This is a genomic window from Pseudomonas sp. NY15181 (assembly GCF_048068055.1).
Classification (GTDB): domain Bacteria; phylum Pseudomonadota; class Gammaproteobacteria; order Pseudomonadales; family Pseudomonadaceae; genus Pseudomonas.
In genome coordinates, this window is record NZ_JBLUPT010000005.1 from 54,581 (window position 1) to 80,344 (window position 25,764).

The 25,764-nt window shown below is 67.3% G+C and carries 25 protein-coding genes and 3 riboswitches; of the genes, 12 read left to right on the top strand and 13 right to left on the bottom strand.

Translation table 11 applies throughout. From position 1 onward, the window contains the following. Window positions 1-123: 123 nt before the first annotated feature. Both cobN and cobW read right to left on the bottom strand, forming a co-directional pair. Window positions 124-3,855: a cobaltochelatase subunit CobN gene (gene cobN, locus ACNFBT_RS13940; RefSeq protein ID WP_416750184.1), complete on the bottom strand. Its 3,732-nt coding sequence runs from the start codon at window positions 3,853-3,855 to the stop codon at window positions 124-126. A 97-nt stretch (window positions 3,856-3,952) separates the two neighbouring features. Then, window positions 3,953-5,005 carry a cobalamin biosynthesis protein CobW gene (cobW, locus tag ACNFBT_RS13945; protein ID WP_416750186.1) on the bottom strand — a complete coding sequence of 351 codons (1,053 nt, stop codon included), beginning with the start codon at window positions 5,003-5,005 and terminating at the stop codon, window positions 3,953-3,955. Between the two features lie 109 nt (window positions 5,006-5,114). After that, window positions 5,115-5,310, bottom strand: a riboswitch (cobalamin riboswitch). Window positions 5,311-5,381: 71 nt separating this feature from the next. Next, window positions 5,382-5,605: riboswitch (cobalamin riboswitch) on the top strand. A 104-nt stretch (window positions 5,606-5,709) separates the two neighbouring features. Between cobW and ACNFBT_RS13950 the strand changes: the two genes are divergently transcribed. The 4 genes from ACNFBT_RS13950 to cobM all read left to right on the top strand — a co-directional run bounded on the left by ACNFBT_RS13950 (window position 5,710) and on the right by cobM (window position 8,047). Continuing rightward, complete coding sequence (locus ACNFBT_RS13950) at window positions 5,710-5,898, top strand: CbtB domain-containing protein (protein ID WP_275610010.1); 189 nt, start codon at window positions 5,710-5,712, stop codon at window positions 5,896-5,898. A 218-nt stretch (window positions 5,899-6,116) separates the two neighbouring features. Continuing rightward, entirely contained in the window at window positions 6,117-6,821 is a 705-nt protein-coding gene (locus tag ACNFBT_RS13955; protein ID WP_416750189.1) for a CbtA family protein, read from the top strand. 66 nt (window positions 6,822-6,887) lie between these two features. Further along, on the top strand, window positions 6,888-7,304 hold the full coding sequence (locus ACNFBT_RS13960; protein WP_416750191.1) for a cobalamin biosynthesis protein: 417 nt from the start codon (window positions 6,888-6,890) through the stop codon (window positions 7,302-7,304). Next, window positions 7,301-8,047, top strand: a complete 747-nt coding sequence (gene cobM, locus ACNFBT_RS13965) for a precorrin-4 C(11)-methyltransferase (RefSeq protein WP_416750192.1) — start codon at window positions 7,301-7,303, stop codon at window positions 8,045-8,047. Before ACNFBT_RS13960 ends, cobM begins: the two co-directional genes overlap by 4 nt. Window positions 8,048-8,391: 344 nt before the next feature. On the opposite strand, the gene mapR is transcribed toward cobM, so the two are convergent. Further along, the gene (mapR, locus tag ACNFBT_RS13970) at window positions 8,392-9,807 is read right to left on the bottom strand and encodes a GntR family transcriptional regulator MpaR (RefSeq protein WP_416750652.1); all 1,416 of its coding nucleotides are present in this window, start codon (window positions 9,805-9,807) and stop codon (window positions 8,392-8,394) included. A gap of 86 nt (window positions 9,808-9,893) precedes the next feature. After that, window positions 9,894-11,303 (bottom strand): cytochrome c oxidase accessory protein CcoG, encoded by a 1,410-nt coding sequence (gene ccoG / locus ACNFBT_RS13975; protein ID WP_416750194.1) that lies wholly within the window; start codon window positions 11,301-11,303, stop codon window positions 9,894-9,896. A gap of 345 nt (window positions 11,304-11,648) precedes the next feature. On the opposite strand from ccoG, the gene ACNFBT_RS13980 reads away from it, so the two are divergent. The 4 genes from ACNFBT_RS13980 to ACNFBT_RS13995 all read left to right on the top strand — a co-directional run bounded on the left by ACNFBT_RS13980 (window position 11,649) and on the right by ACNFBT_RS13995 (window position 15,765). Beyond that, the gene (locus ACNFBT_RS13980) at window positions 11,649-13,313 is read left to right on the top strand and encodes a nitrite/sulfite reductase (protein ID WP_416750196.1); all 1,665 of its coding nucleotides are present in this window, start codon (window positions 11,649-11,651) and stop codon (window positions 13,311-13,313) included. Next, the gene (locus ACNFBT_RS13985; protein WP_416750198.1) at window positions 13,310-13,798 is read left to right on the top strand and encodes a DUF934 domain-containing protein; all 489 of its coding nucleotides are present in this window, start codon (window positions 13,310-13,312) and stop codon (window positions 13,796-13,798) included. Before ACNFBT_RS13980 ends, ACNFBT_RS13985 begins: the two co-directional genes overlap by 4 nt. 142 nt (window positions 13,799-13,940) lie before the next feature. Beyond that, window positions 13,941-14,825 (top strand): sugar nucleotide-binding protein, encoded by an 885-nt coding sequence (locus ACNFBT_RS13990; protein WP_207884703.1) that lies wholly within the window; start codon window positions 13,941-13,943, stop codon window positions 14,823-14,825. Next, entirely contained in the window at window positions 14,818-15,765 is a 948-nt protein-coding gene (locus tag ACNFBT_RS13995; protein ID WP_416750200.1) for an NAD-dependent epimerase/dehydratase family protein, read from the top strand. The genes ACNFBT_RS13990 and ACNFBT_RS13995 overlap by 8 nt, the downstream gene beginning before the upstream one ends. Here the strand turns inward: ACNFBT_RS13995 and ACNFBT_RS14000 are convergent. The 6 genes from ACNFBT_RS14000 to ACNFBT_RS14025 form a co-directional block, all read right to left on the bottom strand. Next, entirely contained in the window at window positions 15,746-16,102 is a 357-nt protein-coding gene (locus ACNFBT_RS14000) for a SirB2 family protein (protein ID WP_416750201.1), read from the bottom strand. The genes ACNFBT_RS13995 and ACNFBT_RS14000 overlap by 20 nt on opposite strands. A gap of 57 nt (window positions 16,103-16,159) precedes the next feature. Then, a complete protein-coding gene (locus ACNFBT_RS14005) occupies window positions 16,160-16,879 on the bottom strand; it encodes an OmpW/AlkL family protein (RefSeq protein ID WP_416750203.1) in 720 nt (239 codons plus the stop codon). A 133-nt stretch (window positions 16,880-17,012) separates the two neighbouring features. Next, on the bottom strand, window positions 17,013-17,531 hold the full coding sequence (locus ACNFBT_RS14010) for a DUF3299 domain-containing protein (protein ID WP_416750204.1): 519 nt from the start codon (window positions 17,529-17,531) through the stop codon (window positions 17,013-17,015). A 39-nt stretch (window positions 17,532-17,570) separates the two neighbouring features. Next, on the bottom strand, window positions 17,571-18,836 hold the full coding sequence (locus tag ACNFBT_RS14015) for an ABC transporter permease (RefSeq protein WP_416750206.1): 1,266 nt from the start codon (window positions 18,834-18,836) through the stop codon (window positions 17,571-17,573). A 2-nt stretch (window positions 18,837-18,838) separates the two neighbouring features. Next, window positions 18,839-19,546, bottom strand: a complete 708-nt coding sequence (locus tag ACNFBT_RS14020; RefSeq protein ID WP_416750208.1) for an ABC transporter ATP-binding protein — start codon at window positions 19,544-19,546, stop codon at window positions 18,839-18,841. A gap of 10 nt (window positions 19,547-19,556) precedes the next feature. Further along, entirely contained in the window at window positions 19,557-20,150 is a 594-nt protein-coding gene (locus ACNFBT_RS14025; RefSeq protein WP_416750210.1) for a DUF2796 domain-containing protein, read from the bottom strand. A 129-nt stretch (window positions 20,151-20,279) separates the two neighbouring features. On the opposite strand from ACNFBT_RS14025, the gene ACNFBT_RS14030 reads away from it, so the two are divergent. Next, a complete protein-coding gene (locus ACNFBT_RS14030) occupies window positions 20,280-20,633 on the top strand; it encodes a hypothetical protein (protein ID WP_416750212.1) in 354 nt (117 codons plus the stop codon). Between the two features lie 123 nt (window positions 20,634-20,756). Here the strand turns inward: ACNFBT_RS14030 and trxA are convergent, their stop codons facing one another. The 3 genes from trxA to ACNFBT_RS14045 form a co-directional block, all read right to left on the bottom strand. Further along, window positions 20,757-21,626 carry a thioredoxin gene (gene trxA / locus ACNFBT_RS14035; protein WP_416750214.1) on the bottom strand — a complete coding sequence of 290 codons (870 nt, stop codon included), beginning with the start codon at window positions 21,624-21,626 and terminating at the stop codon, window positions 20,757-20,759. A 206-nt stretch (window positions 21,627-21,832) separates the two neighbouring features. Beyond that, on the bottom strand, window positions 21,833-22,489 hold the full coding sequence (locus tag ACNFBT_RS14040) for a class I SAM-dependent methyltransferase (RefSeq protein WP_416750216.1): 657 nt from the start codon (window positions 22,487-22,489) through the stop codon (window positions 21,833-21,835). Then, entirely contained in the window at window positions 22,486-22,932 is a 447-nt protein-coding gene (locus ACNFBT_RS14045; RefSeq protein ID WP_416750218.1) for a YbaY family lipoprotein, read from the bottom strand. Before ACNFBT_RS14045 ends, ACNFBT_RS14040 begins: the two co-directional genes overlap by 4 nt. Before the next feature lie 139 nt (window positions 22,933-23,071). Between ACNFBT_RS14045 and nrdR the strand changes: the two genes are divergently transcribed. The 3 genes from nrdR (at window position 23,072) to ACNFBT_RS14060 (ending at window position 25,751) form a co-directional block, all read left to right on the top strand. Then, window positions 23,072-23,536, top strand: a complete 465-nt coding sequence (nrdR, locus tag ACNFBT_RS14050; RefSeq protein WP_207884752.1) for a transcriptional regulator NrdR — start codon at window positions 23,072-23,074, stop codon at window positions 23,534-23,536. A 14-nt stretch (window positions 23,537-23,550) separates the two neighbouring features. After that, window positions 23,551-24,651 carry a bifunctional diaminohydroxyphosphoribosylaminopyrimidine deaminase/5-amino-6-(5-phosphoribosylamino)uracil reductase RibD gene (gene ribD / locus ACNFBT_RS14055; RefSeq protein ID WP_416750654.1) on the top strand — a complete coding sequence of 367 codons (1,101 nt, stop codon included), beginning with the start codon at window positions 23,551-23,553 and terminating at the stop codon, window positions 24,649-24,651. A gap of 111 nt (window positions 24,652-24,762) precedes the next feature. Next, a riboswitch (FMN riboswitch) is annotated at window positions 24,763-24,925 on the top strand. Window positions 24,926-25,082: 157 nt separating this feature from the next. After that, window positions 25,083-25,751, top strand: coding sequence for a riboflavin synthase (locus ACNFBT_RS14060; protein WP_416750220.1), 669 nt, complete (start codon window positions 25,083-25,085; stop codon window positions 25,749-25,751). Window positions 25,752-25,764 lie beyond the last annotated feature (13 nt).

Genomic DNA, 25,764 nt, shown 5'->3' on the forward strand with positions numbered 1-25,764 from the left:
AACTATGGCGTCAGCCGGCACGATCTGCTCCCTCTCCCTCAGGAGCGGGGCGCGCAGCCAGGGCTGGGGTGAGGGGATGCATTCGCTCGGAAGCGCAGGTTTCTTCGATGGCGCGCCCCCTCCTCACTGCTCCTCGCTGTCCACCAACAGATTCTCCAGCATCTCCCGATACTCCCCCGGCTCTTCCCACAAGCCGCGCTGCTGCGCTTCCACCAGACGTTCGGCGATGTCGCGCAGGGCTTCGGGGTTGTGCTGGCGGATGAACTCGCGGGTGTCGTCGTCCAGCAGGTAGGCGTCCGCCAGCAGGCGGTATTGGTGGTCGTCCACCAGTTCGCTGGTGGCGTCGAAGGCGAACAGGTAGTCCACCGTCGCGGCCAGTTCGAAGGCGCCCTTGTAGCCGTGGCGCTTCATGCCGGCGATCCATTTCGGGTTCACCGCGCGGGCGCGCACCACGCGGCCGAGTTCTTCCTTGAGGGTGCGGATGCGTGGGTTGTCCGGCTGGCTGTGGTCGCCGTGATAGCTGGCCAACGGCTGGCCCTGAATCACTTCGGCGGCGGCGAGCATGCCGCCCTGGAACTGGTAGTAGTCGTTGGAATCGAGGATGTCGTGCTCGCGGTTGTCCTGGTTGTGCAGTACCGCCTGCAGGCCGGACAGGCGTTGGGCGAAGCGTTCGCGCGCCGGGGTGCCGTCGTCGCTGGCGCCATAGGCGTAACCGCCCCAGTTCAGGTAGGCCTCGGCGAGGTCGGCGCGACTGTCCCACTGGCGCGATTCGATCACGCCCTGCACGCCCGCACCGTAGGCGCCGGGCTGGGCGCCGAAGATGCGCCAGCCGGCCTGGCGGCGGGCTTCATCAAGCGCCATTCCCTCGGATTGCAGACGTGCCTGATCGGCGCGCACGCGAGCGGCCAGCGGGTTCAGATCGTCCGGCTCGTCCAGCGCGGCAACGGCCTGCACGGCGGCATCGAACAGGCGGATCAGGTTGGCGAAGGCGTCGCGGAAGAAGCCCGAAACCCGCAGCGTCACGTCGACCCGCGGACGGTCGAGCAGGCTGATCGGCAGGATCTCGAAGTCTTCCACGCGCTGGCTGCCGGTCTGCCACACCGGGCGCACGCCGAGTAGCGCCAACGCCTGGGCAATATCGTCGCCGCCGGTGCGCATGGTCGCCGTGCCCCACACCGACAGGCCGAGCTGGCGCAGGTGGTCGCCGTGGTCCTGCAGGTGGCGTTCGAGCAGGCGGCTGGCGGACTGGAAACCGAGACGGAAAGCGGTGGGCGTGGGCAGGTTGCGCACGTCCACGGTGAAGAAGTTGCGTCCGGTGGGCAGCACATCCACACGCCCGCGACTGGGCGCGCCGCTGGGGCCGGGCGGGACGAAGCGGCCTTCGAGACCGGCGAGCAGGTGACCGATTTCGCTGGCGCCGCAGGCGTCCAGGGTCGGTGCGATCTGCTGATGCAACTGCGCGAGCACCGCCGCGCTGGCGCTTCCGGGAGCGCTGGCGGAGCCGTCGATCAAGCGCAGGGCGAACAGCTCCAGGCGCTCGCGGGTGTCGCCGTTGCTGCGCCAGGGTTCGTCGCTCACGGCGAGCAGCATATCCGGGCGCGGGCCCTGCCACGACTCGGCAAAGGCTTCGTCCAGCGGGTCGCGACCCAGCTGCAAATCCTCGCTCAGTGCGCGCAGCAGGCTGGCATTTTCACCACGCCCATCACCACGCGGAATGCGCACCAGCGACAGCAGCGTGTCGCGGCGCAGATCGCCCACGGGCGACTCGCCGAACACATGCAGGCCATCGCGAATCTGCGATTCCTTGAGGTCGCAGAGGTAGGCGTCGAGCTGCGGCAGCCAGCTTTCCGGATCGTCGCTCAGTTGCAGGCCCAGCTCGCGGTCCAGCGCGGTTTCACGGACCAGCGCGAGGATGTCGCCGCGCAGTTCATTGGCCCGGCGCGGGTCGAGCAGGGAGGCGTCGTAGTACTCGTCGGCCAGGCGTTCCAGGTCGCGCAGCGGGCCGTAGTTTTCCGCGCGGGTCAGCGGTGGCATCAGGTGGTCGATGATCACCGCCTGGGCGCGGCGCTTGGCCTGGGCACCTTCGCCGGGATCGTTGACGATGAAGGGGTAGAGGTTCGGCAGCGGGCCGAGGATCGCGTCCGGCCAGCATTCCTCGGAAAGCCCGACGCCCTTGCCCGGCAGCCATTCGAGGTTGCCGTGCTTGCCGACGTGGACCACCGCGTCGGCGCCGAACACCTCGCGCAGCCAGAAGTAGAAGGCGAGGTAGCCGTGAGGCGGCACCAGCGACGGATCGTGGTAGATCGCCGCAGCGTCGAGCTGGTAGCCGCGCGCCGGTTGGATGCCGACGAAGCCGAGACCGAAGCGCAGGCCGGCGACCATCATCCGTCCGCCACGGAACATCGGGTCCTGCTGCGGCTCGCCCCAGCGCTCGCGCACGGCTTGCTGGTTGGCCTCGGGCAGACGCGCGAAGCAGGCGAGGTAGTCGTCCAGCGCGAGGCTCTGCGCGCAGGGGCGCAGGTCGAGGCTGTCGAGGTCGTTGCTGACGCCGCCGAGCAGTTGATGGATCAGCGCCGTGCCGGAATCGGGCAGGCCGGCGACTGGGTAGCCCTGGGTCTCCAGCGCGCGAAGAATGTTCAGCGCGGCGGCCGGTGTATCCAGGCCGACGCCGTTGCCGATGCGCCCGTCGCGGGTCGGGTAGTTGGCCAGGATCAGCGCCACCCGCTTGTCGGCATTGGCCTTGCGCGCCAGCAGCATCCAGCGCCGCGCCAGTTCGGCGACGAAGTCCATGCCCGGCAGGTGTGGCAGATAGCAGACCACGTCGCTCTGGCTGCGCTCGCTGCGCCACGCCAGGCCCTTGAAGCTGATCGGCCGGGTGATGATGCGGCCATCCAGCTCCGGCAGCGCAATGTGCATGGCCAGGTCGCGTGGCCCGAGACCCTGCGGGTTGGCGCGCCAGAGGTCGAGGTTGTCCAGCGAGCAGATGGCTTGCAGCACCGGCACGTCGCGCTTGAACGGGCGCTCCTGCGGCGCCTCCGGGTTCGATTGGGCGAAGCCGGTGGTGTTGATGATCAGCTCGGCGTCGGCGGCGTCCAGCAGGTTTTCCACTGCGTCGAGGCAGGCGGATTCCTTGAGGCTGGCCACGGCGACGGGCAACGGGTTGATGCCCTGGGCTTGCAGGCGTGAGCAGAAGGTATCGATGAAACCCGTGTTCGCCGCCTGCAGGTGCGTGCGGTAGAACAGCAATGCGGCGACCGGGCACTCGGGATTCCAGTCGGCCTGCCAGCGGGCGAGGTCGCAACTGCCGAGCTGCGGGTGATAGACCGCCACGCGGGGCAGTATCCGTGGCTCGCTCCAGGCGTAGTCGCGTTGCAGATGACGGTTGGCCAGGCAGGTGAAGAACTGCCGGGCGTTGTCCATGCCGCCCTGGCGCAGGTACTGCCAGAGGCGCTCGGCGTCCTGCGGCGGGACGCTGCAGAGGGCAGTGAGTTCGGGGTCGGGTTTGTCGTCGCCGGGCACCGCGATCAGCGTGGCGCCGCGCTCGGCCAGCGCCGCCAGTTGCTCCATGCCGTAGCGCCAGTAGCCGACGCCGCCGTGCACCGAGATCAGGATGACCTTGGCGTGCTGCAGTACCTCGTCGACGTAGAGGTCCACCGAGGCGTGGTTCTGCAGCTGCATGGGGTTGGCCAGGCGCAGGCTCGGGTAGTCCTCCGGCAGCTCGCGCGCGGCCTCGGCGAGCAGCGCCAGGTGCGAGTCGCCGCTGCAGAGGATCACCAGCTCGGCGGGCGTCTGGGCCAGGTGGGCGATGCCGTCGTCGGGGACGAAGCCGCCGGGTTGGGTGCGCAGCAGGTGCATGAGGCTTGCTCGGTGTAGGGCTTCATGTAGGAGCGAGCTTGCTCGCGAACCAAACCCCGCTGCGAGGCCGTTCGCGAGCAAGCTCGCTCCTACAAGATCAAGAGAGGGCGGTACGCAGCTCGTTGGCGATGACGGCCTGGTCCAGCTCCTGGCCGATTACGACCAGGCGGGTGCCACGGGTTTCATCGCTGCGCCAGGCGCGGTCGAAGTGCTTGTCGAAGCGCTTGCCGACACCCTGTACCAGCAGGCGCATGGGCTTGCCGGGGATGGCGACGAAGCCTTTGATGCGCAGGATGGCGTGGCGCTCGACCAGCGCGTTCAGCGCGTCGAGCAGGGCGCGCTCTTCCACTTCCGGCAGGTCGACGTGGAAGGAGTCGAACTCGTCGTGGTCGTGGTCTTCATGGCCTTCGTGGTCGTGGTGAGTGGGGCGGCTGTCGATGTGCAGCTCGGCCTCGGCGTTCAGCCCCAGCAGCACCGAGAGCGGCAGCTGGCCGGCGCTGGCTTCGACGATCTTCACCGCCGGCGGCAGCTCCTCGGCGACTTCGGCGCGTACGCGGGCGAGGGCGTCTGCGTCCAGCAGGTCGGCCTTGTTCAGTACCACCAGGTCGGCGCTGGCCAGCTGGTCTTCGAAGAGTTCGTGCAGCGGCGATTCGTGGTCCAGGTTCGGGTCCTGCTTGCGCTGCTCGTCGACCTGCTCGGGATGGGCGGCGAAGGTGCCGGCGGCCACGGCCGGACTGTCGACCACGGTGATCACCGCGTCAACGGTGCAGGCGTTGCGGATTTCCGGCCACTGGAAGGCCTGCACCAGCGGCTTGGGCAGGGCGAGGCCCGAGGTCTCGATGAGGATCTGGTCGAGGTCGCCACGGCGCGCCACCAGCTCGCGCATCACCGGGAAGAATTCTTCCTGCACGGTGCAGCACAGGCAGCCGTTGGCCAGTTCGAAGACGCGGCCGACCGCTTCCTCTTCGCTGCAACCGATGGAGCACTGCTTGAGGATTTCACCGTCGATGCCCAGCTCGCCGAACTCGTTGACGATTACCGCGATGCGACGGCCTTCGGCATTGTCGAGCATGTGGCGGAGCAGGGTGGTCTTACCGGCGCCAAGGAAGCCGGTGACGATGGTGACGGGGAGTTTGGCCAGGGTTTTCATGCGCGCCTCGCAAGCGAAAGTCGGTCTTTGCAATGAGCGAGCGCGGATGAAGGGCGCGCGCGCGGGTTCGCCGCGCAACGAAGGTCGCCACCGGATCACCCCGCCCGGTTGTCGTGATGCTGGTCGAGGCAGGTCTCCTGGCTCACAGCCCTGTCATGTCCTTTCGCCTTCCCGCCGCAGTCGGCAGTGGCGCGTGAAAGAACAGGCTGTTCACAGTTGCGGGGGCAGCCGTGGCGCATCCGAAGATTTCCACGTTCCCTCTTAGCTCCGGCCAGCGCCGGAGAACCTCGAAGGGAGGAAGGCTACGCAGCGATGGCGGGGCGGTCAATCGCCGGGGATCGGCTGTCGCGCGGTTGACGCTCGCGGGGCTTCGTGGTCAGCTAGCGCGGTTTCAGGTGTCTCGCGCCGACGCGCGCGAGGTGAAACGGGAAGCCGGTGCGTCCGCAAGGACCAGTCCGGCGCTGCCCCCGCAACGGTAAGCGCATCGAGGGTCGTCAGTAGCCACTGTGCAGGAAATGCATGGGAAGGCTGACCCGCCCAGCCGGAGTTTCTCCGCTGGCGTCGCAAGCCCGGAGACCGGCCTGGAACCCTTCGTTTTGGCAAACCCGCGGTGGGCGGGCGCAGGCCGTGGCGCGACCTTGTGGCGCGTTCGAATGCGTTCAACCTCTGCGTTCTCTTACTTTGATTGATCAGAGGGAACGTTCATGTCCAGCAGCATCCTCACGCAACAAGCGTCGAGCACTTCCATCCCCCTTTCCAAGCGCATCGCCCTGGCCGTCGGCGCCAGCCTGCTCGGTGCGCTGCTGGTGTATTTCGCCGGTTTCTCGCATCTGGAAGCGGTGCACAACGCCGCCCACGATACCCGCCATAGCGCCGGTTTCCCCTGCCACTGATGCGGTTCTGAGTCCAATCGGCTGCGCGTCGGCCATGCTGCGTTGGAGAATCGCCGTGGACTGCTCATTGACCGGAGTCAACTCCGCGTCCACGGCGCTCCTGACTCGCTGCCGCTCGCCCTTCGGGCCAGCCTACGGCTGTTACTCCCGGAGGTCGTTTCGGCCTTGCCTGGCTCTAGCTCGCTCGATTCGGGAGTCCGGAAAACAGGAAAGGAAAAATGATCAAACGAATTGCCCAGACCGCCGGTTTCGCCGGTCTGATCGCGGCGCTGGTGCTGACCCTGGTCCAGTTGCTGTGGGTATCCCCGCTGATTCTGAAGGCGGAGACCTATGAAAAATCCGAACCGGTAGCGATGGCAGAACACAGCCATGAGCACGCCGACGGTGCCGCCGCCGGCCACCACCATGACGCGGAAGCCTGGGAGCCGGAAGACGGCTGGCAGCGCATCCTGTCCACCACCGGCGGCAACCTGGTGGTCGCGGTGGGCTTCGCCCTGATGCTGGCTGGCCTGTTCACCCTGCGCGAGCCGGGCAAGACCTCCGAAGGCCTGCTCTGGGGCCTGGCCGGTTTCGCCGTGTTCACCCTGGCGCCGTCCCTCGGCCTGCCGCCGGAAGTCCCCGGCACCGCCGCCGCCGACCTGAACCTGCGCCAGACCTGGTGGATCGGCACCGCGGCGTCCACCGCCGCCGGCCTCGCGCTGCTGGTGTTCAGCCGCAACGGGTTGCTGCGTGGCGTGGGTGTCGCGCTGCTGGTGGTGCCGCACGTGATCGGCGCGCCGCAGCCGGAAGTCCATTCCAGCCTCGCGCCGGAAAGCCTCGCCCACGAGTTCATCGTCGCCTCGCTGGTCACCAATGCGGTGTTCTGGGCGGCGCTCGGCCTCGTCGCTGCCTGGTTGTTCCGCCGTTTCGCCCCTTCAGCCTGATTCACCGCTATGCTCGACCCCGCAGCCGGCCCAGCCGCCTGCGGGGTTTTTATTTAGAGGAGAGTGATGATGACGCTGGTTGCCGGCCTCGGTTGCCGCCGGGGCTGCCCACTCGATGAACTGCGTGCCTTGCTGCGGGATACGCTGGCCGAGGCCGGGCTCGACGAGTCGAACCTCACCGCGCTGGCCAGCGCCACGCTGAAGGCTGACGAGGAAGGGCTGGCCGCCCTGGCTGCCGCGCTCGACCTGCCGCTGGCGCTGTTCACACCGCAGGAGCTGGCAGCCTGCGAAAAACGACTCGATCATCCATCGGAGGCCGTGCGTGCAACCACCGGCAGCGCTAGCGTCGCCGAAGCGGCCGCGCTGCTGCAGGCCGAAGCCCAGGGCGGTGCGTCGGCACGGCTGCTGGTGGGCAAGCGCCGCAGCGATCAGGCCACCTGCGCGCTGGCCTTTGTCCCCGTTGAATCCCAGGAGTTGCCATGACGGTCTATTTCATCGGTGCCGGCCCCGGTGATCCCGAGCTCATCACGGTCAAGGGCCAGCGGCTGATCCGCAGCTGCCCGGTGATCCTTTACGCAGGCTCCTTGGTGCCGCCGGCCGTACTGGAGGGGCACAGTGCCGAGCGCGTGGTGAATACCGCCGAGCTGCACCTGGACGAGATCATCGCATTGCTGGCGCAAGCCCATGCCGAGGACAAGGACGTGGCGCGGGTGCACTCCGGCGACCCGTCGCTGTATGGCGCCATCGGTGAGCAGATTCGCCACCTGCGCGAGCGCGGCATTGCCTATGAGATCGTCCCCGGCGTCACCGCTACTTCAGCCTGCGCGGCGATCCTCGGCTGCGAGCTGACCCTGCCGGACATTTCCCAGACGCTTATCCTGACCCGCTATGCAAGCAAGACGCGCATGCCCGAAGGCGAATCCCTCGCCGAGCTGGCGCAGCACCGCGCGACCCTGGCGATTCATCTCGGCGTCGGGCAGTTGTCGAACATCGTCGCCGAACTGCTGCCGCACTACGGCGCGGACTGCCCCATCGCAGTGATTCACCGCGCCAGCTGGCCGGACCAGGACCAGGTCACCGGCACCCTCGGCGATATCCTGCCCAAGGCCGCCGCCAAGGGCTTCCGGCGCACGGCGCTGATTCTGGTGGGCAAGGTGCTGGGGGCGGAGGGTTTTGCCGATTCGTCGCTGTACAGCGCGGGGCATGCGCATCTGTATCGCCCGTAGAGCGCGGGCTTTGCTTCCTGTAGGAGCGAGCTTGCTCGCGAACAGCCCAGCTCTGGTGCCTCCAGGAAACTCTGTTCGCGAGCAAGGACTGGGCGTCCCCCTCGGTCCTACGAAGAGCCGCTCAGGCCTTCCACTGATCCCCGCGCGGCGGCATCCCCCGCCGCAGGTACCAGCGCACGCCCCAATGCACGCCAAGGGCGGCGCACACCGTCAGCAGGATCGTGAGATTTTCCGCATCCATGACCTCTTCCCTCGTCCGGGTTCCTGCCTGACAGGGTATTCCTGCGACAAACCGCCGCACAGGTACAGATCCTTTCCGAATGTGCGGAGCAGTCCTACAACGATCAGCCCTGTAGCGAGTGAATGATCCGTCCGAGGGTTTCCATGGCCTGTTCGCTACGGGCTGTCCATGGATGGCCGTAGTTCAGGCGCAGGCAGTGGCCGAAACGCCGCGTTGCCGAGAAGATCGGCCCGGGCGCGAGGCTGATGCCCTGGGCATGGGCGAGCTGGAACAGCTTGAGCGCGTCGATCTGTTCGGGCAGCTCCAGCCACAGGAAGTAGCCGCCGCTGGGCCGGGTGACGCGGGTGGCGGCGGGGAAGTGCCGGGCCACGGCGGCGAGCATCGCGTGCTGCTGGCTCTCCAGGGCGTGGCGCAGTTTGCGCAGATGACGATCGTAACCGCCGTGTTGCAGGTAGTCGGCGATGGCGGCCTGGGCCGGCACCGAAGCTGACAGGCTGGTCATCAGCTTGAGCCGCTCGATCTGCTCGGCGTAGCGCCCGCCGGCCACCCAACCGACCCGGTAACCTGGCGCCAGGCTCTTGGAGAAGGAGCTGCAGTGCATCACCAGCCCGTCGTTGTCGAAGGCCTTCACCGGCTTGGGCGCCTGGGCGGCGAAGTACAGTTCGGCGTAGACGTCGTCCTCGATCAGCGGCACCTGGTGTTGGGTCAGCAGGGCGGCGAGGGCGCGTTTCTTGTCCTCGGCCATGCTGGCGCCCAGCGGGTTCTGGAAGTTGCTCATGAACCAGCAGGCCTTGATCGGCAGGCGCGCCAGGCTGTCGGCGAGCACGTCGAGGTCGATGCCCTCGCGCGGGTGCACGGGGATTTCCACCGCTTTCAACTTCAGCCGCTCCAGCACCTGCAGGCTGGCGTAGAAAGCGGGGGCTTCGATGGCGACCAGGTCGCCCGGCTGGGTGACCACCTGCAGGCACAGGTTCAGTGCTTCCAGCGCGCCGTTGGTGACCACCAGTTCTTCCACCGGCAGCGGCATGCCGCCGACCATGTAGCGCAGGGCGATCTGCCGTCGCAGTGCGTGGCTGCCAGGGGCGAGGTCGGCCACTACCGAGCGCGGGTCCATGTCGCGCACGGCGTGGGCCATGGAGCGCGCCAGGCGCGGCAGCGGGAAGAGCTCCGGCGCGGGGAAGGCCGAGCCGAAGGGCACGGTGTCCGGGTCCTTGATGGAACTGAGCACCGAGAACACCAGTTCGCTGACGTCCACCTCGGTGGTCTGCGCGTCGTGGCGGGCGATCTCCGGCTCGGCCAGGGCGCGCTGCACGTGCTCGCGGACGAAGTAGCCGGAGCGCGCGCGGGCGACGATCAGCCCGCGATCCTCCAGCAGGTAGTAGGCCTGGAACACGGTGGACGCGCTGACCCCGTAGGTGCGGCTGGCGTGCCGCACCGAGGGGACTTTCTGGCCGGGGGCGAGCACGCCGCTGCGGATCAGGCCGGCGATCTCGTCGGCGAATTTCTCGTAGCGCTTCATCTTGTCCTGCACGGCGGCCTGTGGGGCGGAAGAGTCCGCCCACTCTAGGCGCTGCGCCGAGGTCACGCCAAGCTCCCGTGCCATGCTCAGCGCCTCGGCGAGACGAAGGTGCTGGCGGCGTCGATGGACTCATTGCCGTCGCTGACCCTGAAGTGCAGCGGCACCGAGCCACCGGCGCTGCTCTGCGCCAGGTTTGCCACCGAGACGGCGAAGTCGCGGATCTCGCCCGGTTGCAGCATCAGCTCCGGCACGCCCTGCAGGCGGTAGCCGGCGCCATCGGCGAGGCTCAGCTGATAGTGCTGCGGCTGCTGGGTCTTGTTGATCAGCTTGAGGTTGTAGATGTTCTCGATCTCCCCGGCGGCGTTCTCGCGGAACAGCCCACGATCGCGGGCGACGTCGAGGTTGATCAGCGGCCGCGCTTCCAGCGCCCAGACGAAGGCGCCGATCATCGCCAGCAGCACCGCTGCGTAGCCGATCAGGCGCGGGCGCAGCAGGTGGGTCCTGCCGCCTTCCAGCGCGCGCTCGGAGGTGTAGCGCACCAGGCCACGGTCGTAGCCCATCTTGTCCATCACCGAATCGCAGGCGTCGATGCACGCGGCGCAGCCGATGCAGGCGATCTGCAGGCCGTCGCGGATGTCGATGCCGGTGGGGCAGACCTGCACGCACTGGTGGCAGTCGATGCAGTCGCCCAGGCCGAGAGCCTTGGGATCGGCGTCCTTCTTGCGCGCGCCACGGGACTCGCCGCGCGCCGCGTCGTAGGAAATGATCAGGGTGTCCTTGTCGAACATCACGCTCTGGAAGCGCGAGTACGGGCACATGTGGATGCATACCTGCTCGCGCAGCCAGCCGGCGTTGGCGTAGGTCGCGGCGGCGAAGAAGGCAACCCAGAAGGTGCTTTCCAGATCGAGCTTGAGCGTGAACAGATCAGCCACCAGCGGCCGCACCGGCGTGAAGTAGCCGATGAAGGTGATCGCCGTGGCCAGGCTGATCAGCAACCATAGGCCGTGCTTGGCGCTTTTACGCAGGACTTTCTCGGCGCTGGCCGGGCCCTTGTCTAGTTTCATGCGCTGGTTGCGGTCGCCCTCGGTGACCTGCTCGGCCCACATGAAGATCCAGGTCCACACGCTCTGCGGGCAGGTGTAGCCGCACCAGACGCGGCCGGCGAACACCGTGATGAAGAACAGGCCGAAGGCGGCGATGATCAGGATCGCCGAGAGCAGGATGAAATCCTGCGGCCAGAAGGTCGCGCCGAAGATGTAGAACTTGCGCTCGGGCAGGTCCCAGAGCACCGCCTGGCGGCCGTTCCACTCAAGCCACAGGGTGCCGAAGAACAGCAGGAACAGCAGCGCGCCACCCAGGCGCCGCAGGTCGCGGAAGCGCCCGGCGAAGCGCTTGGTATAGACCGTCGGGGTGACCGCCGACAGCGGTTTGGGCGGCGGGGTGAAACGTTGCGGTGCGTCGATCTCGATGACCTTCGCGGGGATTCTTTCGCTCATTGTCGTGGCCCATCAGGCAGAAGAGGCGCCGCGACTGTACGAACCGCTCTGCACTCGAAACAGATTCAGGTTCGTCGGAAAAAACCATATCAGATGGCGAGATTCGCCCCGCGCCGCGTCGTTGCAGGGCTGGCGCCATGCGCGATGAAACGCCTGATCGGGCCTGTTGCGGCAACCGGTCGCAGGCCCGCCGGGGCAGGGGCAAGGCGTATCTGATCTGGTTTTTCCCGCGCGATCTGCCGCTGTTTTGCACAACAGCCGCCGGCCATAGTGCGGTCAACCGCAACGTGGCGCGCCCGACGACAGAAGCAGGCCGCCAAGCAACGATCCGAAGGTGGCCTGGCGATGTACCGATACGACGATTACGACCGCGCCCTGGTGCGCGAACGGGTGGCGCAGTTCCGCGACCAGGTGCAACGGCGCCTGAGCGATGAGCTGAGCGAAGAGGAATTCCTACCGCTGCGCCTGCAGAATGGTCTGTATCTGCAGAAGCATGCCTACATGCTGCGGGTGGCGATTCCCTACGGCACCCTGTCCAGCGAGCAGATGCGCACCCTGGCCTGGATCGCCCGCGAGCATGATCGCGGCTATGGCCACTTCACCACGCGGCAGAACATCCAGTTCAACTGGGTGGAGCTGGCGCGGGTGCCGGACATCCTCGAACGCCTCGCCGATGTGGAGATGCACGCCATCCAGACCTCCGGCAACTGCGTGCGCAACATCACCACCGAGGCCTTCGCCGGTGTCGCCGCCGACGAATTTCTCGACCCGCGCCCGCTGGCGGAAATCCTTCGCCAGTGGTCCACGGTGAACCCTGAATTCCTCTTCCTGCCGCGCAAGTTCAAGATCGCGATCTGCGCCGCCGAGGAAGACCGCGCGGCGGTGATGATGCACGACATCGGCCTCTACCTGCGCCGCGCCGAGGACGGCGAGCTGCGCCTGAAGGTGCTGGTGGGCGGCGGCCTGGGGCGCACGCCGATGCTGGGGCAGGTGATCCGTGACGAGCTGCCCTGGCAGCACCTGCTGTCCTACGTCGAGGCCATTCTGCGCGTGTACAACCGCCACGGCCGGCGCGACAACAAGTACAAGGCGCGGATCAAGATCCTGGTGAAGGCGCTGGGCATCGAGGCGTTTTCCCGCGAGGTGGAGGAGGAATGGCAGCACCTGCGCGATGGCGAGGCGCAGCTGACCCTCGATGAATACAAGCGCGTCGCCGCCGCCTTCTATCCACCGATCTACGCGCCCGCCGATGACCTGGCCTACGGCAGCGCACTGGCCGCCGACGCGGAGTTCGCCCGCTGGGTCGCGCGCAACGTTCGTCCGCACCGCGTGCCGGGCTACGCCAGCGTGGTGCTGTCCACCAAGCCGGGCGCCGAGGCGCCACCGGGGGACGTCACCGCCTCGCAGATGGAGCGCGTCGCCGACTGGGCCGAGCATTTCGGCTTCGGCGAGATCCGCGTCGCCCACGAGCAGAACCTGGTGCTGCCGGACGTGCGCAAGGCCGATCTTCACGCTCTCTGGCGCGAGGCGTGCGAGGCCGGGCTGGGTACGCCGAACCAGGGCCTGCTCACCGACATCATCGCCTGCCCCGGCGGCGACTTCTGCGCCCTGGCCAACGCCAAGTCGATCCCCATCGCCCAGGGCATCCAGCAGCGCTTCGAGGACCTGGACTACCTGCACGACCTGGGCGACCTCAGCCTGAACATCTCCGGCTGCATGAACGCCTGCGGTCACCACCACATCGGCAACATCGGCATCCTGGGTGTCGATAAGAACGGCAGCGAGTGGTACCAGATCACCCTGGGCGGCGCGCAGGGCGTGAAGAGCGCGCTGGGCAGAGTGATCGGCCCGTCATTCAGCGCCGCGGAGGTGCCGGATGTGATCGAAGCCCTGGTGCGCACTTACGTTGAACAGCGCGGCGCCGGCGAGCGCTTCGTCGAAACGGTGGAGCGCATCGGCCTGGAGCCGTTCAAGGCGCGGGTCTACCGCCAGGCGGAGGTGCCGGCATGAAGAATCTGATCCGCTTGCGTGATGGTGTTGCCGAGCTGGCGCCGGATGATGCCTGGGAACTGTTGCGCGACGTGACTGAAGCGCTGCCCGCTGGTGAGATTATCCTGCCGCTGAAGAATTGGCTGGCGCTGGAGTCCGGCGCCGGTCACGGTGTCTGGCTGTCGCCGGATGACGATCCGCAAAGACTGGACGGCCATCTGGACGAACTGCCGCTGATCGTCATCGACTTCCCCAGCTTCCGCGATGGCCGCGGCTACAGCCTGGCCTACCTGCTGCGCAGTCGTCTGGGCTGGCGCGGCGAGCTGAGGGCAGTGGGCGACGTGTTGCGCGACCAGTTGGCGCACATGCGCCAATGCGGTTTCGACGCCTTCGCGGTGCGCGAGGACAAGTCGGCGGAGGACGCGCTCAAGGGGCTCGCGGGCCTGAGCGTGCTCTACGGCCGCTCGGTGATCGAGCCGCGCCCGCTGTTCCGTCGCCGTTCCTGAGGGGCGCCGGCCACGGGTGGCCGAGCCTGCAGCGGGTCGGCCGCGCTTGACGCTGTGCCGGGGGGCAGGAAAAATGCGGACATCACCCTCCGGCGCCCGTGCGTGCCGGCGGTAACCCACGGATTCGAGTGACCCCCAGAATATGCGCATGCGCCTGATGCTGTTGGGTGGCGGTAATGCCCTTGGACAGGCGCTGATCCGCCTTGGCGCCGAGGAAGACATCGGCTTCCTCGCCCCCCGGCCGCCCGAAGGGGGCTGGGACGCGTCCAGCCTCACCGTCCTGCTGGATGAAACCCGCCCCGACGCGGTGATCAACCTCGCCTACTACTTCGACTGGTTCCAGGCCGAGAGCGTCAGCGACGCCCGCCTGGCCAGCCAGGAGCGCGCGGTTGAGCGGCTGGCCGAACTTTGCCAGCACCACGAAATCCTGCTGATCCAGCCCTCCAGCTACCGCGTGTTCGATGGCGCCCGCGCCACCGCCTACAGCGAGAAGGACGAGCCGCAGCCGCTGGGCCCCCGTGGCCAGGCGCTGTGGCGCATGGAGAAGTGGGTCCGGGCGACCTGCCCGCGCCATGTGCTGCTGCGCTTCGGCTGGCTGATCGACGATAGCCTCGAAGGCTCGCTCGGCCGCTTCCTCGAGCGTGCCGAGAAGGAGCAGGTGCTGTTCCTCGCCGACGACCGCCGTGGCAACCCGACGCCGGTGGACGACGCCGCGCGGGTCATCCTCTCGGTGCTCAAGCAGCTCGACTGCCAGGCACCGCTGTGGGGCACCTATCATTACGGCGGCCTGGAGGCTACCACCACCCTGTCCCTGGGCCAGGTGGTGCTGGGCGAGGCCCGCGCTTTCCATACCCTGGCCGTACAGGAACCGAGCCCGCAGGCCCATGCGGCGCGCCCGGACGCCAGCGACGAACCGCAGCACGCGGTGCTCGCCTGCAAGAAAATCCTCCATACCTTCGGCATCAAGCCGCGCGCCTGGCGCGCCGGCCTGCCGGCACTGCTGGACCGTTACTACCGCCATGTCTGAACGTCTTGTCCCCTCCGCGCAGCCGATCCTCATCACCGGAGGTGCGGGGTTCATCGGCTCCCACATGGCGGACGCGCTGCTGGCGCGGGGCTTCGCCGTGCGCGTGCTGGACGACCTGTCCACCGGCAAGCGCGAGAACCTGGATGCGCGCGTCGAGCTGGTGGTCGGCAACGTCGCCGACGAGGAGCAGCTTCGTCGCGCAGTGAGTGGTTGCCAGGCCGTGGCGCACCTGGCGGCCGTGGCGTCGGTGCAGGCATCGGTGGATGACCCGGTGGCGACCCACCGCAGCAATTTCATCGGCACCCTGAACCTCTGCGAGGCCATGCGCCTGGAAGGCATCCAGCGCGTGCTGTTCGCCTCCAGCGCTGCGGTCTACGGGCAGAACGGCGAAGGTGCCGCCATCGACGAGAACACGGCCAAGGCGCCACTGACGCCCTATGCCTCGGACAAGCTGGCCAGCGAGTACTACCTGGACTTCTATCGCCGCCAACATGCCCTGGAGCCGGCGATCTTCCGCTTCTTCAACGTCTACGGGCCGCGCCAGGACCCGTCGTCGCCCTACTCGGGGGTGATCAGCATCTTCGCCGAGCGCGCCAAGCAGGGCCTGCCGATCACCGTGTTTGGCGATGGCGAACAGACCCGCGATTTCATCTACGTCGGCGACCTGGTCAAGCTGCTGGTGCAGGCGCTGCTGGCCGAAGACGTGGCCGAGTCGGCGATCAACGTCGGACTGGATCAATCCACCAGCCTGAACCAGCTGCTGGCCGAGATCGGCAAGCTCACCGGTGGGCTACCGGCGGTCACTTATCAGTCGCCGCGCCCCGGTGATATCCGCCATTCCCGCGCCGATAACCATCGCCTGCTGGAGCGTTTCCGCCTGGACGAACCCACGCCGCTGGCGGAAGGCCTCGCCCAACTGATCACCACCAGGGTTTGTTGATCGCCAGCACGAAAATGCCGGCCAGCGAGCCCAGCGCCAGTGCGCTGAACACGGCCTTGCGCGGCCTCGAAGCGCTGCGCAGGGCGAACGCAGCTAGCACGATGTAGAGCACCAGCAGGCCGAGCTTGGCCTGTAGCCACACCGGCAGCGGCCAGGGCATCGCCAGGTGCACCAGGCCCAGGGCACTGAGCAGCAGCAGGGTATCGACCAGATGTGGCAGGCCGCGTTGCCAGCCCGAGGGGCGCCTGCCCCACCAGCTCAAGCCCAGGCGCAGGACAAAGAGCACGCTGCTGATGATCGCGAGGCTGACGTGCAGTGCTTTGAGTTCGAGGTACATGGTGATTCCCTGAAGACGAAAAAGGCGCCCTTGGGCGCCTTTTTCACGATTGCTCCGTCAGAAACGGTAGCCGAAACCAACCATGTAGACCCAGGGGTCGACGTCGACATCGACCTTGGTCTTGTGAACGCCCAGGGCGGTCGGACCGTCGACGCTGGCCTTGGTGTCGATGTCCATGTACCAGACCGCGGCGTTGACGAAGGCGTGCTCGTTGAGCATGTAGTCCATGCCCAGTTCGGCGGCCAGGCCCCAGGAGTCCTGCAGCTTCAGGTTGCTGAAGCCCTGGTCCTTGCGGTTGCTGGCCAGGTCTTCCTCGAAGAAGGTGGTGTAGTTCACGCCCAGGCCGCCGTAGGGCTGGAAGGCGGAGTTGGTGCCGCCCATGGGGTAGTACTGCAGCAGTACGGTCGGCGGCAGCTGCTTGACGTCGGCCAGCTTGCCGTCCAGGCCGGACAGGCCGGTGGCCTTGTTCAGACCCTTGACGTCGATCTGGTGCTTGAACGGAGTGGCGGCGACCAGCTCGATACCGATCTTGTCGGTGAGCAGGTAGGCGAAGGTCAGGCCCAGCTGGGTGTCGCTGTCGACGGTAGCCTTGGTGCCGCTGACCTTGGCGCCGTCGAGCTTGATGTCGGAACTGCTGTCGTCCGGGGCCACGGTGGCGATGCCGCCGCGAACGAGGAAGTCGCCCGCCTTGTGGCCACGGATGGTGTCAGCCTGGGCCACGACGGGGGCTGCGACGGCGAGTGCAAGAAGCGAGGTGGTGAGCCAGGACTTGCGCATGATGAGCTCCATATCTCTTTGGTATAAGTGTTGGTGCCCAGAATAGTAGAGAGTGCTAAAAGCGCACTTTTGATTTGGCTCAATAAAGACCCCAAGCTTCGTAGTATCTCGGGGTGCGGCGAAGCGTCGCGCCTTATTCGCCGGTGTACTCGTAGGGCTCGATGCTGCTCGCCTGCATCTGGTAGCCGGCCTCGGCCAGATCGCTTTCCACGGGCTTCACGCTGAGCTTGCCGATGATCCAGAACGGCTGGTACAGCTCGTCCACCTTGATCCCCTTGCCGCCCCGGACATAGACGATCTGGTTCGACGGTGGCGGCGGCACGTGGATGCAGGCGCCGTAGTAGGGCACCAGCAGGAAGTCGCGCACCGTCTGGCCGTCCTCTTCCACTTCCAGCGGCACGATGTAGCCCGGCATCTTCACTTCCTGGCCGTCCAGCGCCTGCACCACCGGGGCGTTCGGCGTCTGCTGCTTCACCGCCGGGCCGCTCTCCGAATTGAGTACATCGGAGAGCTTCGACAAGTCATGCAGCGGCACCGGCGGCGGGGGCGGCGGTGCGCCCTCGGGGATCAGCTCGGGCCAGGTCAGCTCGCGCGGCGCCGCCCACACGGCGGCGCTGGTCAGCATCAGCAGCAGGAACAACAGGCGGCGCATGGGATTTCCTTGCACGGGGATGGCTCGCATGGTGCTGGCTCAGAGGCGGATCGACAGGCCATCGGCCAGCGATTGCCGATAGGCGCGCCAGGCCGGCACACAACCGATCAGCAGCGCGGCCAGGAGTATGCCGCCCAGCAGCGACCATTCATAGGCACTGGGGAGAGCCAATGGCAGGAAGATGCCGTAGTTCGCTTGCACATAGCCCTGGCTACCAGCAATACCGGCGTAGAGCAGGCCGACGCCCAGCGCCACACCCGCCAGTGCCAGGGCGAAGGCCTCGGCCACCAGCAGGCTGAAGATGTGCCAGGGCCGTGCGCCCACCGAGCGCAGGATGGCCATCTCTCGGCGGCGCTCGTTGAGGCTGGTGAGGATGGCCGTGAGCATGCCGATCAGGCCGGTCAGCACCACGAACAGCGAGACCACGAACAGTGCCTTCTCCGCCGTGCCCATCAGGCCCCAGAGCTCTTGCAGCGCCACGCCGGGGAGGATCGCCATCAGCGGCTCGCCGTCGTATTCGTTGATCTGCCGTTGCAGGGTGAAAGTGGCGACCTTGCTTTTAAGGCCGAGCAGGAAGGCAGTGATCGCCTTGGGCTGCAGGTCCATGCTGCGCGCCTGGTCCTCGCTGATGCGCGCCGCGCCGCGTGCCGGAACGCCGTTCTTCCAGTCGACGTGCAGTGCTTCCATGCCCTGCAGTGAGATGTGCAGGGTGCGGTCCACCGGCGTGCCGGTGCGCTTGAGGATGCCGACCACGGTGAAGGGCTTGTCGTCATGCTGCACCAGGGCGATGGTGCTGACGCCATGGGCGAGAACGATCTTGTCACCCAGCTTGTAGTGCAGTGCCTCGGCCACTTCCGCGCCGAGCACTACGTCGAACAGGTCCTGGCCGAAGGGCCGGCCCTCGGCGAGTTCCAGCGTCTGCCCGCGGCCGAAGCGGTAATGCTCGAAGTAGCCGGTGTCGGTACCCATCACCCGGTAGCCGCGGTGGGAGTCGCCCAGGGAAATCGGGATCGCCCACTTTACCAGCGGACTGTGGGTGACCGTCTCGTAGCTTTCCCAGCGAATGTTGTTGGTGGCGTTGCCGATGCGGAACACCGAGTAGAGCAGCAGGTTCACCGAGCCGGAGCGCGCGCCGACGATCAGGTCGGTGCCGGAAATGGTGCTGGCGAAGCTGGCCTTGGCCTCGGTGCGCACGCGCTCCACCGCCAGCAGCAGACAGGCGGAGAGGGCGATGGCGAAGATGGTCAGCAGCGCGGTGAAGCGGCGGTTGGACAGGCTGGCGAGTGCCAGGCGCAACAGGTACATGCTCAGATTCCCGGAGCGCGGGCGGCGCGGTTGAGGTCGGCAAGGGAGACGCTGCGGTCGAACAGCGGCGCCAGGCTCTGGTCATGGCTGACGAACAGCAGGCTGGCGCCGGCCTCGCGGCATTCGGCGAACAGCAGCTGGAGGAATGCCTCGCGGGCGTCGGCGTCCAGCGCCGAGGTCGGCTCGTCGGCGATCACCAGTTCCGGCTGGCCGATCAGCGCGCGGGCGGCGGCGACGCGCTGCTGCTGGCCGATGGACAGGCTGTCGGCGCGGCGCCCGATCAGCGCGGCATCGCCCAGCCCCAGGTGCCCCAGCAGCGCCTCGGCGGCCTTGGCGACGCTGCCGTGACGCAGCGTCGCCCGCTCGGCGCGGCTGTGGGAGAAATGACAGGGCAGCTCGACGTTCTCCCGCACCGAGAGGAACGGCAGCAGGTTGAACTGCTGGAAGATGTAGCCGGTGTGGTCGACGCGAAAATGATCGCGGCGCGCCGACTTCATCTGCGCGATGTCCTCGCCGAGCAGCTTCACGCTGCCGCGCTGGGGGCGCTGTACGCCGCCGAGCAGGCCGAGCAGGGTGGTCTTGCCGCTGCCGGAGGGGCCCTTGAGGAACAGGGTTTCGCCACGGGCCAGCGCGAAGGTGGGGATGTCCAGCAGCTCCGCCTGGCCGGGCCAGGCGAAGCCGAGATTGTCGAGTTCGAGCAGTGCGGTCATTTCAGGAGGTTCAGAAGGTCAGGGTCGGGTTGCCGGCGGTCAATTCTGCACCCTGCTGGCCGCTCGGGCCGATCAGTTGTACCTGAATCTTCTGGGTTGCCGGGAAGCGTTTGAACAGCGGCGCGAAATCCAGGCCGGCGAGATCCTGCGGCTGGGCGCAGGTCAGCTGGTAGTGGGCGTGGATATCGGCGTGCTGATGACCTTCGTGCTCGTCGTGGTCGCCGTCGTCATGGTCGTGTTCTTCGACCTTGGGCGCATCGCCGAACAGCGGGCTCGACAGCTCCACCGACTGCACGCTGCACTGGGCCGAAGCGGTAAGGCTGAGCAGTTGCAGCGGCTGCTTGAGCTGGGCCTGGACCGCAGAAACCGTGGCCTTGTCGGCATCGCTGGTGGCGGCGTGCTCGAAGCCGACGAAGTTCATCGCCGGGCTGTCCAGTTCCAGCTCCAGGGTCTTGCCGTCGAGGGCAGCGTTGAGCTGGGCGACGCCATGCTCGTGCTTGCCGAGGCTGCCGTGTTCATGTTCGTCGTGGGCTTGGGCTTGGGCTTGGGCTTGGGCTTGGGCGGCCAGCGGCAGCAGGGCGACAGCGAGGAGCAGGGGGCGCATGGGAAACTCCGGTCCGTTGAATGATTTTGTTACGTTATAACAGATGAAAAATTAAGGCCAGCTTAGCGTGCGTTTGGCGTGGCGCCGATGCCGTGGGAGCATGCGCGAAACAGCGCGAGGAGAAGGGCGATGCTGAGAATCAAGGGCACCATTGGCGATTGGCCGGTGGACCTGACCGTGGAAATGGATGACGCCGACTGGGCGCGTCTGGCTCAGAACCTGCCGGTCAATGTCGCGGCGCCTACGGCCGCCGCTGGGGCGACTCCCGTTGCGAGCGCGCCGGTGGATCAACTGTGGCTGGCCGCGCAGGACCTGTTGCGGCGCAGTGGCGGCACCGAGGGCCCTCAATTGATGAGTGAGCTGGAAGCGCTGGCTGGCAGTGCGGGTGCGGCGAAGGGCTTGCTGGTGCGCCTGCGGCACAGCCCGAAGGTGAAGATCGAGGTGCGCGAGGGCGTGCAGGTCTTCAACTGGGTGGAGGAATAGCAGGTAACTGTAGGAGCGAGCTTGCTCGCGAACAGCCCTGCAGCGGGGTTCGGTTCGCGAGCAAGAACTGGGCGTCCCCCTCGCTCCTAAAAAAGAGAAGGGCGCCTCGCGGCGCCCTTTTCGTCAGTACAGCACGTTCGCCAGCTTGCGGCGGTAGGCGATCACCAGCGGGTGGTCGTTGCCCAGCAGGTCGAATACCTGGACCAGCGTCTTGCGCGGCAGGTCTTCGCCGTAGCTGCGGTTGCGCACGAACAGCTTGAGCAGAGCGTCCATCGCCGCCTCGTACTGCTGGCGGGCCAGTTGCTGGATGGCCAACTGGTAGGTGGCTTCGTCGTCGTTGGCGTCGGCGGCCAGGCGGGTCTTCAGCGCGGCGGCGTCGGGGAGGCCTTCGGCCTGGCGCAGGAAGGTCAGCTGGGCCTTGGCGGCGGCCAGCGCCTGCTTGTGGTCATCGCTCTTCACGGCGTCGAGCACGGTCTCGGCTTCACCCAGCTCGCCGCGCTCGGCGAGGCAGCGGGCGTAGAGGATCAGCGCGGCGGCGTTGGTGTTGTCTTCGCCCAGCAGGGCTTTGAGCTGGGCCTCGGCCTCGGCGAAGCGGCCTTCGTTGAAGGCGGCCTGCGCGGCTTCCATCGGGTCGGCGGCGGCCGGAGCCGGGGGCTGTACATGCTGTTCGAGCATTTGGCGGATTGCCGATTCCGGCTGCGCGCCGGCAAAACCGTCGACCGGCTGGCCGTCCTTGAACAGCACCACGGTGGGCAGGCTGCGGATGCCGAAGCGCATCACGATGTCCTGCTCGATGTCGCAGTTGACCTTGGCCAGCAGCAGCTCGCCCTGGTAGGACTCGGTGATCTGCGCCAGCAGCGGCATCAGGGCCTTGCACGGGGCGCACCAGTCGGCCCAGAAGTCCACCAGGACCGGCTTGATGAAGGAGTTCTCGATGACGACCTGATCGAAGTTGGCGATGCTGGCGTCGAAGATGTAGGGCGTATCGCTCATGGGAAATCTCGGGCGAGTGGGGCGATGAGGGTGATTGCCACTATAAGTGGGGGCGGTGGGGAACGGAAACAAGCTCCCGGTGGGCGCCCGGAATGAATCAGCGCACTAACGTAGGATGGGTGGAGCCTAGGCGATACCCATACTGTCGGAGCGGCAATCGATGGGTATCGCTTCGCTCCTCGCCATCCTGCAGAAGCGTTCCTGGCTCAGCCGCGCCGCGCGTGATACAGGCTGACGTGGCGAAACTCAGCCGGCTCCGCCAGGTCCGGCCAGGTACAGCCGTCGAGGATCGCCAGGCGCTGGTAGAGCGGATGGCTGAAGTCGCGCACCCGCGAGTCGGCCACCAGGGCTTCGCGGCCGCGGCTGAGGAATTCGTCCAGCAGCGGCAGGTTGGCGCGGTCGTAGAGCACGTCGGCAACGATGATCAGGTCGTAGCGGTCGGCTTCCTGGAAGAAGTCTTCCGAGTAGCTCAGCTCCACGTTGTTCAGCTCGGCATTGGCGCGGCAGGCGTCCAGCGCCAGCGGGTCGAGGTCGCAGGCCACCACTTCGGCGGCGCCGGCCTTGGCAGCGGCGATGGCGGCGATGCCGGAGCCCGCGCCGAAGTCCAGCACGCGCTTGCCGCGCACCCATTCGGGCTGTTGGGCCAGCCAGTGGGCCAGCACCAGGCCGCTGGCCCAGCAGAAGCACCAGTAGGGTGGCTCTTCGAGGATGCGCCGGGTTTCGTCCGGGCTGAACTCGCGGTCCATGTTCTGTGCGTCGATCAACCAGAGGTCGATGTCGGTGCCGGGCAGGCGCTCGGCGGACAGTCGCGCGTCACCCAGCAGTTCGCCCAGGGCCTGCTGCAGGGAGGCTGGTGGCGTCATGGCACGCGCTCCAGGCGCAGCTCGCCGAGGGCCTGGGTCTCCGGCTGGGCGATGCGTACCGGCGGCAGGCGCCAGGCGAGTTGGCCGGACTGCGAGACGCGGGCGTGCAGTTCGACGCGGACACCCGTCGGGAAGGATTGCGGGTTGAACACCAGGCGGAAGGGCAGGGCCTGGCCGGTGGCGATCAGGTTCTCGCTGGACAGCAGTTGCTGTGGGCGGTCGCGTTCATCGATCACCAACAGCGCAAGTTCTACTTCGCCGCCGGCGGGCAGGTAGCCCTGGCGGCTGCTGAGCTGACCGGTCAGCGCGCGCATGTTGGCCGGCAGGGGGGATTCGGCCGCTGCGGCGCGGGCGGGCGCAGATTGCGGGGCGGGCGCCGGCTTGTCGCTGGAGCAGGCAGCGAGCAGGGCAATGAGGGACAGGCAAAGCAGACGGGCGGACATGGGCGGACTCCATCGCGGCACATTTCCAGGCGGGCGCCTGTATAGCCTAAAGCGTCCGGCTTGTCTCGGGGAGGCCAGGGTTTCATTGGCAGGGCGATGCGCTACCATGAGCCTTTCCCTTATTCGTACAAGACCCGCCATGCATTGTCCCTTCTGCGGCGCCCACGACACCAAAGTCATCGATTCGCGCCTGGTCGCCGAAGGCGATCAGGTCCGCCGGCGCCGCGAGTGCCTGAACTGCGGCGAACGCTTCACCACCTTCGAGACCGCCGAACTGGTCATGCCGCGCCTGATCAAGCAGGACGGCAGCCGCCAGCCGTTCGACGAGGACAAGCTGCGCGCCGGCATGCAGCGCGCGCTGGAGAAGCGCCCGGTGAGCATCGAGCGGCTGGAGGAAGCGCTGGCGCATATCAAGCACAAGCTGCGTGCCACCGGCGAGCGCGAGGTCAAGTCGCGGGTACTGGGGGAGCTGGTGATGGCCGAGTTGCAGAAGCTCGACGAAGTCGCCTACATCCGATTCGCCTCGGTCTACCGCCGCTTCCAGGACCTCAACGAGTTCCGCGAGGAGATCGAGCGCCTGGCCCGCGAGCCGTCGAAAGAATGAGCGCCCCCGATCCGATGAACCACCTCGATGAGGCCTGGATGGCCCGCGCCATCGAACTGGCGCGCAAGGGGTGGTACTCCACCCATCCCAATCCCCGGGTCGGTTGCGTCATCGTGCGCGATGGCCAGGTGGTTGGCGAGGGCTGGCACGTGCGCGCCGGCGAGCCGCACGCCGAAGTCCACGCGCTGCGCCAGGCCGGCGACAAGGCCTGTGGCGCCGCCGCCTACGTCACCCTGGAACCGTGCAGCCATTTCGGCCGCACGCCGCCGTGCGCGGATGCGCTGGTGAAAGCCGGCGTGGCGCGGGTGGTGGCGGCCATGCAGGACCCCAATCCGCAGGTCGCCGGCAACGGCATGCGGCGCATTGCCGACGCGGGCATCGAGGTGCGCTCCGGCGTGCTGGAGAGCGAAGCCCGTGCGCTGAACCCTGGCTTCCTCAAACGCATGGAGACCGGCCTGCCTTTCGTGCGGGTGAAGCTGGCGATGAGCCTGGACGGTCGCACCGCAATGGCCAGCGGCGAGAGCCAATGGATCACCGGTCCGGCGGCGCGCCGGGCGGTGCAGCGGCTGCGTGCGCAGTCGAGTGTGGTGCTGTCCGGCGCCGATACCGTGCTGATGGACGATGCGCGCCTGACCGTCCGCCCCGGCGAACTCGGGCTGGATGCCGAGCAGACCGAACTGGCGACGCGTCGCCCGCCGCTGCGGGTGCTGATCGACGGGCGCCTGCGCGTGCCGCTGAGCGCTGCCTTCTTCCAGGCGGGGCCGGCACTGGTGGTCAGTACGCGTGGCGCTCCGGACTACGCCGGGGCGGGGCACGAATTGCTGGCGCTGGCCGGTGACGACGGTCAGGTCGATCTGCCTGCCCTGATGGCCGAACTGGGCCGCCGTGGCGTCAACGAAGTGCTGGTGGAAGCCGGCCCGCGCCTGGCCGGTGCCTTTGCCCGTCAGGGGCTGGTCGACGAGTACTGCATCTTCATGGCGCCCAAGCTGCTCGGTTCCTCCGCGCGCCCGTTGCTGGAGTTGCCGTTGGAACGCATGGCCGATTCCCGCGAGCTGAAGATCAGCGACATCCGCGCAGTGGGCGACGACTGGCTGGTCACCGCGCGGCCGCGCTGACGGCCGCGTTCGTCGCCCGGCGAATCCCGGGGCTGGATAAACAGAACCTTCCGAGTTGTGCCGGCCTGTGGTAAAACGCCACACGCGGTTGACGTTGTAAACGACCGCGATTGACGTTCTCAGGGCGGGGTGCAAGTCCCCACCGGCGGTAATGGCGTGCAATACGTCTAGCCCGCGAGCGCTTGCCCGGACCGGTTCGCCGGAGGGGCAAGGTCAGCAGACCCGGTGCGATTCCGGGGCCGACGGTAACAGTCCGGATGAAGAGAGAACGGGATGAGCCAACGGGGCGTGCCTGCGCACGTCCGCGAAATCCCTTCGATCCGATACGCCCTGTTTTCTAACCAAAAACAGGAGTTCGCCACTATGCAATATCTTTCCCAGTTGGCTTCGCGGGCCTGCCGGCCAGCCGCCTTCGTCGTGTGGGAGGCAACATGTTCACCGGCATAATCGAATCCATCGGCAGCATCGCCTCCATTACCCCCAAGGGCGGTGACGTCCGGCTGTACGTGAAGACCGGCAAGCTCGACCTCGCCGACGTCAAGCTCGGCGACAGCATCGCAGTCAACGGCATCTGCCTGACCGCGGTGGACCTGCCCGGCGACGGCTTCTGGGCCGACGTCAGCCGCGAGACCCTGGCGCGCACCGCCTTCGCGCAGCTCAAGGTCGGTAGCCGGGTGAACCTGGAAAAGGCCCTGACCCCGACCACCCGCCTGGGCGGCCACCTGGTCAGCGGTCACGTCGACGGCGTCGGCGAGATCGTCAAGCGCGAGGAAAACGCCCGCGCCATCCAGTTCACCGTGCGCGCGCCGCGCGAGCTGGCCAAGTACATCGCTCTCAAGGGTTCGATCACCGTGGACGGCACCAGCCTGACGGTGAACGCGGTCAATGGCGCCGAGTTCGAGCTGACCATCGTTCCGCACACCGTGCAGGAGACCATCATGGCCGACTACCGCGGTGGTCGCCTGGTCAACCTTGAAGTCGACCTGCTGGCGCGCTACCTGGAGCGTCTGTTGCTGGGCGACAAGGCGGCGGAACCCGCAGCCGGCGCTGGCGGCATCACCGAAGCATTCCTGGCCGAAAACGGCTTCCTGAAACACTGATAAGGCTCGTCCC